Source organism: Brevundimonas sp. (assembly GCF_041688735.1).
Classification (GTDB): domain Bacteria; phylum Pseudomonadota; class Alphaproteobacteria; order Caulobacterales; family Caulobacteraceae; genus Brevundimonas.
Genome location: NZ_JBDNHO010000069.1, coordinates 37,860 through 49,982 on the forward strand (window position 1 = coordinate 37,860; position 12,123 = coordinate 49,982).

The window sequence follows — 12,123 nt, forward strand, 5'->3', positions numbered from 1 at the left end:
CCGCTCTTCGCCCGGCCCCGGGTCTGCTCGGTGCCACGTCGAGCTCGGCGGTCATACCGGTCGGCTCGTCCTCGCGGCTCGACATCGGACGCGCGTATCTGAGATCAGAGGTTTCCTGTTCGATGCACGGCCGCTCCGGCGCCTCGGCGCGCCACATCATCCAGGTCTCGGGCCCGAAGCCGTAAAAACAGGTGCCGTTGATCTTGATCGAGGCCGGCTTGCCGGACGCGGACTCCAGCTTGCGCTTCTGGCTCCATGGCCAGGGCTGGAATACCCCGCGTTACGGCGCGCAGGTCCAGCCGCCGATACCCACTCTGAGGGTTCCGCTCATACGGCGATCCTCGGGTTCGTCCCTCGCTGCGGGAAGCGCGCGCCGGCCAAAAGAAAACCGGCCGGGGTTGCCCCCGGCCGGCTCCGTCGTCCGCCTTGGGACGGTCGGTGCTAGTATTTGAAGCGCAGGGTCGCGCCATATGTGCGCGGGGCGCCGAGGAAGGCGTTGTAGGTCTGGGTGTCCGTCGCCGGATTGTAGAAGGTCCCGTTAGGCTGGGCGGTCGTCCGGTTGGGGAAGGCGTCGCCCTGCAGGAAGCCGTTGAAGGTGACCTGGGTGTACTCTTCGTCGGTCAGGTTCTGGACGAAGAACTCCATAGTCCAGCGCTCGTCTTCCGTGCCCAGCATGATCCGGCCGTTCACTGTCGTGAAGCCTTCCTGCAGCTTGAAGGGCAGCAGGTCCGAGCCGGTGTTGTAGTCGTCCATGTATTTGGCGGCCAGGCTGAAGCCGGTGCGCAGGCCGTTGCCGATGCCGCGATCGAAGTTGATCGAGAGCGAGCCCGAAAACTCGGGCGCGAAGGACGCCGTTGCGCCCGGCAGCAGAGACAGCTGCGGGAAGTTGCCAGGATTGAACAGGTCGGCGGCGGTGAAGTCGCTGTACTCGGCCTTGGTGTAGGTGACGCCGCCCTGGAAGCTCAGGCCCTCGATCGGGCTGAACCAGACGAAGTCGGCGTCAACGCCGCGCGAGGTCAGCTCGGGGATGGTCTCGACGACGAAGGAGGTGCCGAGGAAGGTGTTGAGCTGGAAGTTCGAGAATGTCTGATCGTAGTAGGTGGCGTTCAGCAGCAGGGTGCGGTTCAGCAGCGTCGTCTTCACCCCGGCTTCGTAGCTGTCGACGATCTCGGACGGGAAGAACAGCGAGGCGGCCGGCGTGATTCCGGTCTGCACCCGATCCAGGTTGTAGCCGAAGCTCTTGTAGCCGCGGGCATAGGACACATAGGTCAAGATCTGGTCGTTCAGGCGGTAGGCGGCCTTGATCGTGCCCGACAGTTCACCGTCGTCCGTCTGTTCGTTGACGACGCGGTTGTTGAAGGCCGAGTTGGTCCACGGCAGGCAGAAACGGCCGATGATGCCCGGGGCAGCGGCGCCAAACACACCGCCGATGGCGGCCGCGTTGACCAGGGCCGCGTTGCAGGTCGCACCGTTGCCGTTGGTGTTGACCTGCGTTCCTTCCAGGCTCTTGTCGTCGATCGTGTAGCGCAGGCCCAACGTGATGTCGAAAGCGTCGGTCACGCGCCAGGTGTTGTTGGTGAAGAACGCGAAGGACGTCGATTCCTGCGTGTAGTCATCGTTGAAGGTCTGCCCGACGGTGAACACAGGGCCGGTCGCGGCCAGCGGGCTGGCGACGGGTTGGCTGCCGCCGGTGCCCAGGCATCCGCCGAGGAAGGCGGCGGTCTGACCGGGGCGGGTAAAGCAGCCGATGATGCCTGGGCTGATCGGAATGGCCGGGTTCCCGGCATTGAACGCAGCCGACAGCAGGAAGGACAACATCGGCGTGTAGTCGGCACCCAGGTAGAAGGTGTCGCCGCGCTCGATGTCTTCCTTGGTGGCGAAGAAACCGACCAGCCAGTCAAGGCGATCGCTGGAACCGGCCAGACGCAGTTCTTGGGTCAGGTTATCGACGGTGGCGCCAAACTGTCCGTCCTCGACGCGGTAGGCAATGTCCGCGCCAGTGAAGTCGGCGTCCTGGCCGTTCGAGGTGCTCCACTTGCGGGCCGAGGTGACCGAGGTCAGCGTCGCGCCGCCGAACATGGACGGGATGTCGATGTTGGCTTCAAGCGAGATACCGCGATCCTCAATCGACTGATAGGTTGAACGGTTGGTGAAGGCTTGCCGCGTGAATGGCAGCGGACCGAAGCCGGCGGCCGGCGGGGTTTGCCCCGTGCCGATTGAGAGCCCGTCAATGAACGGAAAGGTCGGGCCGGTGCGGATCTGCACGGCGGCGCAGCAGAACTCGTCGCGGGTCGAATAGTCGGCAATCAGGCGAATAGAGGTGTTGTCGTTCGGCAACCACAGCAGTTGTCCGCGGACGGTGCCGTAGTCCGAGTTGTTGTCCGTGGTTTCGGGACGCGGGCCGTCGCCCGTGTTCACTTCGTAGAAACCATCTCGCACGCGACGTCCGGCGTAGAGGCGGAAGGCCAGAGTGTCGCTGATCGGGCCGGTCACCGACCCCGAGACGCCCAACTGGCCATAGTTGCCGCCGGTGATCTCGGCATTGAAGCCAGGCGTGAACGACGGCGCCTGGGTGATGATGTTGATGACGCCCGCCGAGGTGTTCTTGCCGAACAGCGTGCCTTGCGGACCCTTCAGGACTTCGATGCGGGCAAGTTCGCCCAGATCGCCGAAGCCGACCGAGTTGCGCGAGCGATAAACACCGTCGATGACGATGCCGACGGAACTTTCCAGGCCGGGGTTGTCGCCGACGGTGCCGACGCCGCGGATGCGGGCGGTGGTCGAAGCTTCCGACGAGGTAGAGGTGACCACCAGGCCGGGCGTCAGGATCTGCAGGTCCTTGATGTCGCGCACGCCGGCGTCCTGAAGGGTTTCAGCCGACAGGGTGGTGACCACGATCGGCACGTCCTGCAGGTTCTGCTCGCGTTTCTGGGCGGTGACGATGATGTCGTCGATCGTCGTCGCGCGTTCCTCTGGTGCCGACTGGGCCGAGGCGACGCCGGCGAAGCCGAAGGCGCAGGCACCGACGACGGCCGCCGACACAGTGGTGCGAAGAAGGTTGGTAAGGCGCATGGTCGCTCCCCGACATGGGCCGGGACTCCGTCAGCGACGGTCGACCGCGGCGTTTCCTGATCCCTGGTCCGAACTCTTCTTGCGGAGCGCGGAAAACCAGCTTCCGGCGTAGTCCAAGCCGCGCATACCCACAAGCAGCCACGCTCGCCGCGGCCCTGTTTCCGCCCCGCCCCGGCCGTGACTGTGACGTAAAAGCGACAAAAGCGGATGACCTTACGTCAATATTGGCCCGCTATTCCGCAGTATCCGGTCGCGGGTGGGCAAAATCCGCACAATCTCCGAGCTTCCCGGCCGATGAAGCGGTGTAGGGATCGCGGCCCCGCCGTCCGGCACCGACTCGGACTGCGACAATTTTTCAAGCGGGGGAGAAATCGTAGCCGTCACGTTCTAACAAGGACGGGTAGCGCCCCGCCTGCCCCCGATTCCGAGGCCGATACTTGCTGTTTGTACTCGCTCTTCTGCCTCTGCTGGGGGCCCTGGCTCCAGCCCTTGCCATTCGGTTCGGCCGGAACGTCGCCGCCCTCGCCGCAGGGGCGGTGACGCTTACGGCCCTGATCGTGCTGGCCAGCATGGTGCCGACGGTGATGGCGGGCGAGACGATCCAGGCCAGTGTGCCGTGGATTCCCGCGCTGGGGCTGAACGCCAGCCTGTTCCTCGATCCGCTGGGGCTGATGTTCGCGGGCATGATCCTCGGCATCGGCCTGCTGGTCATCGTCTATGCCCGTTTCTATTTGTCGGCGGCCGATCCGATGGGGCGGTTCTTCACCTATCTGTTGCTGTTCCAGGGCGCGATGCTGGGCATCGTGATTTCAGACAACATTCTGCTGCTGCTGATCTTCTGGGAACTGACCAGTCTGACGTCCTTCCTGCTGATCGGCTTCTGGCGGCATCTGCCCGAGGCGCGGCAGGGCGCGCGGATGGCGCTGTTCGTCACCGGCGGCGGCGGTCTGGCCCTGATCGCGGGGCTGCTGATCCTCGGCAATATCGCCGGCTCCTATGACCTGACAGTGATCCTGCAGCAGGGCGAGGCGATCCAGGCCTCGCCGCTCTACCTGCCGGCCCTGCTGCTGATCCTCGTGGGCTGTTTCACCAAGTCGGCGCAGTTCCCGTTCCATTTCTGGCTGCCGCACGCCATGTCCGCGCCGACGCCTGTCAGCGCCTATCTGCATTCGGCGACGATGGTGAAGGCTGGTATCTTCATGCTGGCCCGGCTGTGGCCGGTGCTGGCGGGGACCGAGGCCTGGTTCCTGATCGTGGCCACCACCGGCCTGGTGACCATGGTGTTCGCCGCCTGCGTGGCCCTGTTCAAGGACGATCTGAAAGGCCTGCTCGCCTATTCGACCATCAGCCACCTCGGGTTCCTGACCATGCTGTTCGGCATCGGCACCCCGATGGCGGCGCTGGTCGGGGTGTTTCACATTATCAACCACGCCACGTTCAAGGCCGCCCTGTTCCTCAACGCCGGCATCGTCGACCATGAGGCCGGAACCCGCGATCTCAAACGGCTGGGCGGGCTGTTCGGCCTGATGCCGATAGCCGGCACGCTGGCGCTGGTGGCGGGCCTGTCGATGGCCGGCTTCCCCCCGCTGAACGGTTTTATTTCGAAGGAAATGATGCTGGCGGAGGCCACCTACACAAGCTGGCTCGGCCAGGCCTGGGTCTTTCCGGTGCTGGCTACACTGGGGGCGACGCTGTCGGTGGCCTATTCCCTGCGCTATATTGTGCACGTCTATTTCGGACCGCGCCGCGACGACTATCCGAAGACGCCGCACGATCCGGGCATCGGTCTTTGGGGCCCGCCGGCTGTGCTGGCGGCCCTGGTGGTGGTGATCGGCCTGGCCCCCGCCCTCGTGGCCGGACCGCTGGTGAACCGGGTCGCGGGCGCGGTGACCAACGGCGCGCTGCCCTATGTCGAGCTTGCGCTCTGGCATGGGGTGAAGCCGGCCCTGTTCATGAGCCTCGCCGCCATCGGCCTCGGTGTTCTGGCCCTGATGAACCACAGGCGGCTGGAGCGGCTGTGGATCGCCGCCCGCCTGCCCGACGCCAAATGCTTGTTCGACCAAGCCGTTGCGTCGGCCGCAGTGGCCAGCAGACGCGGCGTCGACGCGCTTCAAAACGGCTCGCTCCAGCGGGCGATGGCGGCGCTGATCGGGACCGCCGTCGTGGTGGGTTTTGCGGGCTTTCTGACCGGAGACTACGTCGCCGGCCGCCGGGCCGGCGTGCCCGCTTCGCCCGTCGCCGTGGTGGCCTGGATCGCCCTCGTCACAGCCACCGCCCTGGTCGTCCTGACCCACCGGGCGCGCTACATCTCGCTGATCTACATCGGCATCATCGGCCTGATCATCTCCCTGGCCTTCGTCCATCTGTCGGCCCCGGACCTGGCCCTGACGCAGATTTCGGTCGAGGTGGTCACCATTCTGCTGATGTTGCTGGCGCTGAACCTGCTGCCCAAGGAGACACCGGTCGAGAGCCGGCCATGGCGGCGAATTCGCGACGGCGGGGTCGCGGTGGCCGCCGGTCTGGGCGTTGGCGGTGCCGCCTGGGCGGTTATGACCCGGCCGCTGGACAGCATCTCGGGCTATTTCTGGGACAATGCCTACTCTGGCGGTGGCGGCACCAATGTCGTCAACGTCATCCTGGTCGACTTCCGCGGCTTCGACACCTTCGGCGAGATTATCGTGCTGGGGATCGCCGCGCTCGGCATCTTCGCCATGCTGGAGAGTGTCGAGATGGGGGCCAGCGGCCGGCGGCTGGACCGCTGGAAGCCGGACACGGTGCGGTCGCCCGAACACCATCCGATGATGGTGGTCGTGGCCACCCGCCTGCTGCTGCCGCTGGCGGTGATGGTCGGACTCTTCATCTTCCTGCGTGGACACAACCAGCCCGGCGGCGGCTTCATCGCCGGCCTGGTCTTCTCGATCGCCATCCTGATGCAGTACATGGCCTCGGGTTTCACCTTCGCCGACCAGCGCCTGCGCGCCGACCACCACTCCATGATCGGGGCCGGGGTGCTGATCGCCGCGCTCACCGGGCTCGGCGCGATGGCGTTCGGGGCTCCCTTCCTGACCAGCGCCTTTGACTATTTCAGCCTGCCGCTGATCGGAGAGTTCGAGCTGGCCACGGCCATACTGTTCGACATCGGCGTGGCCCTGACCGTCATCGGCGCGGTGATGCTGGCCCTGGCCCAACTGTCACAGGTCGCCCAGCGGGCCGAGAAGCAGCCGCCGTCGGAGACCCTGACGGCCATGGACGTCGATCCGGGGCGCAACGAACCGGCCGCCGCGCCGACGGAGGCCGGCCGATGACCTTGGAGTTGCTCGTCGCCTCGGCCATCGCCGTTCTGACCGCCGCCGGCGTCTATCTGGTGCTGCGCGGGCGAACCTTCCCGGTGGTGCTGGGACTGGCCTTCCTGTCTTACGCCATCAATCTGTTCCTGTTCGCCATGGGACGGCTCGTGATTAACCGGCCGCCGATCTACGACAAGGCAGCCGAGAGTTATACCGATCCCCTGCCCCAGGCCCTGGTGCTGACCGCCATCGTCATCGCCTTTGGCATGACCGCCTTCGTGGTCGTGCTGGCGCTCAGGACCTACCTCGAGATCGGCACCGACCAGGTCGACGGACGCGAAGGCGGGGGGGACCGGCCGTGAGCCCCGCCATCTCCACCCTCGTCGTCGCCGCTGTGATCCTGCCGACGGTGCTGGGGTCGGTCACCCTGCTGGCCCTCAGGCACCGGCTGGCCCTCTCGCGCCTGATCTCGCTCGGCTCGTGTGCGGCGCTCGTCGCCATCGCCGCGACTCTGACGGTTCACGCCGCGGGCGGCGCGACCGAGAGTTATGCCCTCGGCAACTGGCGCGCACCATTCGGCATCGTGCTGGTGCTGGACCGGCTGTCGGCCATGATGCTGCTGCTGACCGCAGTCCTGGCGCTGGCGGTCATGATCTATGCCGTGGTCACCGGCGTGGATCGCAAGGGCTGGCATTTCCACCCCCTGTTCCAGTTCCAGCTGCTGGGCCTGAACGGCGCCTTTCTGACCGGCGACCTGTTCAACCTGTTCGTCTTCTTCGAGGTGCTGCTGATCGCCTCCTATGGCCTGCTGCTGCACGGGCAGGGTCCGCAGCGATTGAAGGCGGGCGTGCACTATGTCGTCATCAACCTGGTCGGCTCGAGCCTGTTCCTGGTCGGCGTCGGACTGTTTTACGGCGTCACCGGCACGCTGAACATGGCGGATCTGGCGGTTCGAATCGCAGCCGCGCCGCCGGGAGACCAGGGGCTGATCGCGGCTGCGGGCCTGATGCTGACGGTGGTGTTCGCCCTCAAGGCGGCGCTGGTCCCGCTGCATTTCTGGCTGCCCGGGGCCTATGCGGCGACGACCTGCGCCGTCGCCGCCCTGTTCGCCATCATGACCAAGGTCGGGGCCTATGCCCTCATCCGCACGGGAACCCTGATCTTCGGCGAGGACGCCGGCCCGCTCGCCTTCCTGGCCGGGCCCTGGCTGCTGCCGGCGGCCCTGATCACGATCGTGGTCGGCTTCCTCGGCCTGTTCGCCGCCCGCACTCTCAGGGAGATGGCCGCCTGGTCGGTGATCGGCTCGATGGGTGTGTTGCTCAGCGCCATCTCGGTCTTCCGAGTCGAGGCCATGGGCCCGGCCCTCTACTATGTGCTGCATTCGACCCTCGCGGGGGCGGCCCTGTTCCTTGTCGTCGATCTGATCGCCAAGCGGCGGGGCCAGCACGGGGACGCCCTGACCGTCGGCCCGCGGTTCTGTCAGTCGGAACTGCTGTCCGGGCTGTTCTTGCTGGCGGCGATCGGCGTCGTCGGCCTGCCGCCGTTGTCGGGCTTCATCGGCAAGCTGCTGATCCTCGACGGCGTGCGAGCGGCACCGGAGGCGGCCTGGATCTGGGCGACGATCCTGATCACAACCTTGATCGGGGTGCTGGCCTTCGCCCGCGCGGGGAGCCGGATATTCTGGAAGAGCGCCTCGATCGAAGGTGAGATACCTCAGCGGGACCTGCGCGGCCGGACGGCCGGCGTGCTGACGGTGGCCAGCCTGCTGGCGGGGCTGGCGGCCCTGACTGTGCTGGGCGGGCCGGTGACGGCCTATACCGAGGCGACCGCCGCCCAGTTGTTCGAGCCACAGCAGTATATCGCCGCCGTCCTCGGCGAGACCGCGGGAGGCCGCCGATGATCCGCCGTCTGTTGCCCCACCCGGCCCTGAGCGTCCTGCTGCTGGTGTTCTGGATGCTGCTGGTCAACGAGTTGAGCTTCGGTGCGCTGTTTCTGGCCCTGGTGTTCGCAGTGCTGATTCCGTTGATCACCAGCCGCTACTGGCCCGACCGGCCGCGTATCCGCTTCGGCCCCGATCTGATGGCCTATCTCGCGATCGTCCTGTTCGACATTGTCGTGGCCAATTTCCATGTCGCCTGGATCATCCTGACCCGGCGCAACCGCGACCTGCGTTCGCGCTGGCTGGTGGTGCCGATCGAACTGCGCTCCGCCGAGGCCATCACCGTGCTGGCCGGCACGATCAGCCTGACCCCGGGGACGGTGAGCAGCGACGTCTCCGCCGACGGCCGGGCCCTGCTGGTTCACGCCCTCGACGTCGCCGACCCCGAGGCCGAGGTCGCGCGCATCAAACAACGCTATGAGGCCCGTCTGCTGAAGGTGTTCCGATGACCGGCTCAATCCTGTCCTGGTCGCTGGCCTTCGCCCTGGCCTGCGTCAGTCTGGCGATCCTGCTCAGCCTGTTCCGGTTGGTGCGGGGTCCGACCTCGGCGGACCGCATCCTCGCGGTCGACACCCTGACGATCAATGTCATCGCCCTGATCATGTTGTTCGGTGTTGCCGAGGCGACAGCGACCTATTTCGAGTCGGCCCTGTTGCTGGCCATGGTCGCCTTCGTGGCCACGGTCGCCTACTGCAAATTCCTGCTTCGGGGAGACATCGTCGAATGAGCCTGGCCGCAGAAATTCTCATCGCCGTCCTGCTGGTCTTCGGCGGGGCGTTCACCCTGGTCGGGTCCTGGGGCCTGGCCCGGCTGCCGTCCCTGATGACCCGGCTGCATGGTCCGACCAAGGCCACCACCCTGGGCGTCGGAGGCTGCCTGATCGCCTCGATGGTCTATTTCCCGGCCTCGGGGCAGGCCTGGTCGGCGCACGAGTTGCTGATCACGATCTTCCTGCTGCTGACGGCGCCCATCTCGGCCAATATGATCGCCAAGGCGCATCTGCATCGTCAGGGGCATGGCATCGATGCCAATCCGACCGACGACATCGTTTCGGGCTTGCCGGTGCCGCCGGACGGCGGGGACTGGGCGACCTTCCAGGGCGGCGCCGCCGAGCCCGCCAAACTACCGAATCTTCCGCGGGACTGATTTTGCCCGTCTCCCCCGCCTATCACCCCGAGCCGCGTTTCCCCGATCTGGGCGAGGACTATGGCGATCCGGTCCGGGCGGCGGACTTTCCGCAGACGATCCTGCGGGTCCGCAACGACCGCGCGGCCGCGAGCGTGGGGCTGGAGATGCTGACCGATGCCGAATGGATCGCCCATTTCGGCCGGTTCGAGCCGCTGCCGGGCCAGCCCGGACCGATCGCCATGCGCTATCACGGCCACCAGTTCCGCACCTACAATCCCGATCTGGGCGACGGCCGCGGCTTTCTCGCGGCCCAGATGCGCGAAGCGCCCCTCGGCGCTCAAGCAGAGAGCGACCGCGTCGCGAGCGATAGCGCGCCCTTCGGCGCTCAAGCAGAGAGCGACCGCGTCGCGAGCGATAGCGCGCCCTTCGGCGCTCAAGCAGAGAGCGACCGCGTCGCGAGCGATAGCGCGCCCAAAAGTCGGCTCCTCGACCTGGGAACAAAAGGATCCGGCCAGACGCCGTGGTCGCGGGCCGGAGACGGCCGGTTGACGCTGAAGGGCGGCGTGCGCGAGGTGCTGGCCGCCGCCATGCTGGAAACGCTGGGCGTGCCGACCAGCCGCGCCTTCTCGCTGATCGAGACCGGCGAGGCCCTCGAGCGCGGAGACGAGCCGTCGCCGACGCGTTCGGCCGTGCTGACGCGGCTCTCGCACAGCCATATCCGCTTCGGCACCTTCCAGCGGGCGGCGTATCTGGAGCGGCCCGACATGGTCGCCGCCCTCGTCGAGCACGCGCGTGCCCTCTATCACCCTGACGTCGCCGGCGGCGACGTGGCCGGTCTGTTGGGCGCGGTGGTCCAGGCTTCGGCGCGCCTGACCGCCCGCTGGATCGCCGCCGGCTTCGTCCACGGCGTGCTGAATACCGACAATCTCAACGTCACCGGCGAGAGTTTCGACTACGGCCCGTGGCGGTTCCTGCCGCACTATGAGCCCGGCTTCACCGCCGCCTATTTCGACCGGACCGGCCTCTACGCCTTCGCCCGCCAGCCCGAGGCGGTGTTCTGGGCCCTGACCCAGCTCGGCGGAGCCTTGAAGCTGGTTGCCGATGCCGAACCCCTGACCGAGGCCCTGAACGGTTTCGGCCCGGCCTATATCCGCGAACTGAGGGCCGCCTTCCTGACGCGACTGGGCGTCCTGAGCCTCGGCGAGGCCGCTGACCAGCGCCTGCTGGACACCGCCCTCGCCATGCTGCGCCAGGGCGGAGAGGCGCTGCGCTGGGAGCCGCTGTTCTTCGACTGGTTCGGCGGCTTCGCCTCGTCGGCCCGCGCGCTGGGCGGGCCACGCGGCAAACTCTATCAGGGCGAGACCTTCGACGCCTTCCGCTTCGCCCTGTTCGAGCATGAACCCGACCGCCCCGAGCGGCTGGAGCAGCCGATGTTCTCGCGGCCCGAGCCCGAGGAAATGCTGATCGACGAGGTCGAGGCGATCTGGGCCGCCATCGACTCAAGCGACGACTGGAGTCTGCTGACGACCAAGCTCGAGCGTCTGCGCCAGGCCGGAACTGCGTGGGGCCCGGCGGGCGGCTGACAGCCGGTTGGGAGCAGGGCGTCCGCGGGCCGGCCTTAACCCCCCTTCAACCTTGCTCGCATTACAGGGAATTGTGCATACGGCCACGCTTCGGCCCCACAGCTCTCTCAGAAGGCGGTCACGGATGGTTACGGTCACGTTTCGCGCCCTTGCGGGATGGCTGATGCGATCCGAAATCGCCACTGTTGCCAATCACAAGAGCGTCCTTCCCGGCGTAGAGACCATGACCTCCCAATCCCTCTCCCCGTCACGCTCGCGTCTGAACGCCAGCTATCGCAATCTCACCCTCTGGACGCTCCAGGGCTGGCTGGCGATGTTCTTCGTCGCCGCCGGCTACGCCAAACTCAGCGAGCCGCTCGTCAATCTGGTCGCACTGATGCGCTGGCCCGCCCTCGTCGACCAGAACATGGTGCGCGGCCTCGGCGTCTCCGAAATCATCCTGGCCGTCCTGCTGCTGGCACCCCTGGTGTCCCGGAAGCACGGTCGTGCCCTGCTGGTGGTCGCGGCCAGCGGCCTGCTGGCGCTGGAGACCGTGATGCTGGCCGTGCACCTGACCGGCGCCGACGTCGGCCCGGCCGTGACCAATCTGGTCCTGATCGCCATGACCGCGCCGGTGGTCTGGTTCCGGGCGCGTGAGGTCCGTTAGGCCCAATCGACAGTCAGCAGAGCCGCTCACCTTCTCCCAAACCCGTCATTCCGGGGCCGCGCAGCGGAACCCGGAACCCAGATGTCCGGACTCGGCCGTCCGCCACCCTCTCGACTGCCGGGTCCAGCCCCCTGGGTTCCGGATTCTGTTCCCGGCAACGCCGGTCCCAGCCCCGGAACGACGGCGGCAGGGCTGCGGGTAACGACACCTGAACGTCGATTGACGCTGGTCGCTATTCCCGACGACGAGCGGACATTCCGGATGACCTAGTTGGGTGGAAAGCCGACGCTGGGGTTGTCGACGCCCAGCGCTTCCACGGAACTCTGGCGCTAGGCTCAGGACCCATTAAAGGGATTCACACGGTCGTGGCGATCTGATTCACTGGTGGCAGGAGGAGCCTGTCATGAGTGATCTGTTTTGGCTGACGAACAAGCAGATGCGTCGGATCAAGCCATATTTCCCGCTGTC

Annotated in this window: 9 protein-coding genes; 8 read left to right on the plus strand and 1 reads right to left on the minus strand. The window is 66.6% G+C overall.

Annotation, left to right across the window (positions count from 1 at the left end; genetic code table 11):
- Positions 1 to 441: 441 nt before the first annotated feature.
- Positions 442 to 3,072 carry a TonB-dependent receptor gene (locus tag ACESMO_RS07730; RefSeq protein WP_372707584.1) on the minus strand — a complete coding sequence of 877 codons (2,631 nt, stop codon included), beginning with the start codon at positions 3,070 to 3,072 and terminating at the stop codon, positions 442 to 444.
- Positions 3,073 to 3,509: 437 nt separating this feature from the next.
- On the opposite strand from ACESMO_RS07730, the gene ACESMO_RS07735 reads away from it, so the two are divergent.
- The 8 genes from ACESMO_RS07735 to ACESMO_RS07770 all read left to right on the plus strand — a co-directional run bounded on the left by ACESMO_RS07735 (position 3,510) and on the right by ACESMO_RS07770 (position 11,655).
- Positions 3,510 to 6,377, plus strand: a complete 2,868-nt coding sequence (locus ACESMO_RS07735) for a monovalent cation/H+ antiporter subunit A (RefSeq protein ID WP_372707585.1) — start codon at positions 3,510 to 3,512, stop codon at positions 6,375 to 6,377.
- Positions 6,378 to 6,379: 2 nt separating this feature from the next.
- Positions 6,380 to 6,721 (plus strand): Na+/H+ antiporter subunit C, encoded by a 342-nt coding sequence (locus tag ACESMO_RS07740; RefSeq protein ID WP_372707592.1) that lies wholly within the window; start codon positions 6,380 to 6,382, stop codon positions 6,719 to 6,721.
- A complete protein-coding gene (locus ACESMO_RS07745; RefSeq protein ID WP_372707586.1) occupies positions 6,718 to 8,259 on the plus strand; it encodes a monovalent cation/H+ antiporter subunit D in 1,542 nt (513 codons plus the stop codon). Before ACESMO_RS07740 ends, ACESMO_RS07745 begins: the two co-directional genes overlap by 4 nt.
- Positions 8,256 to 8,747 carry a Na+/H+ antiporter subunit E gene (locus ACESMO_RS07750; protein WP_372707587.1) on the plus strand — a complete coding sequence of 164 codons (492 nt, stop codon included), beginning with the start codon at positions 8,256 to 8,258 and terminating at the stop codon, positions 8,745 to 8,747. Before ACESMO_RS07745 ends, ACESMO_RS07750 begins: the two co-directional genes overlap by 4 nt.
- Positions 8,744 to 9,025 carry a K+/H+ antiporter subunit F gene (locus ACESMO_RS07755; protein ID WP_372707588.1) on the plus strand — a complete coding sequence of 94 codons (282 nt, stop codon included), beginning with the start codon at positions 8,744 to 8,746 and terminating at the stop codon, positions 9,023 to 9,025. The genes ACESMO_RS07750 and ACESMO_RS07755 overlap by 4 nt, the downstream gene beginning before the upstream one ends.
- Positions 9,022 to 9,444: a Na+/H+ antiporter subunit G gene (locus tag ACESMO_RS07760; protein ID WP_372707589.1), complete on the plus strand. Its 423-nt coding sequence runs from the start codon at positions 9,022 to 9,024 to the stop codon at positions 9,442 to 9,444. Before ACESMO_RS07755 ends, ACESMO_RS07760 begins: the two co-directional genes overlap by 4 nt.
- A gap of 2 nt (positions 9,445 to 9,446) precedes the next feature.
- Positions 9,447 to 11,009, plus strand: coding sequence for a protein adenylyltransferase SelO family protein (locus ACESMO_RS07765; protein WP_372707590.1), 1,563 nt, complete (start codon positions 9,447 to 9,449; stop codon positions 11,007 to 11,009).
- Positions 11,010 to 11,172: 163 nt separating this feature from the next.
- Positions 11,173 to 11,655 (plus strand): DoxX family protein, encoded by a 483-nt coding sequence (locus ACESMO_RS07770; protein ID WP_372707591.1) that lies wholly within the window; start codon positions 11,173 to 11,175, stop codon positions 11,653 to 11,655.
- Positions 11,656 to 12,123 lie beyond the last annotated feature (468 nt).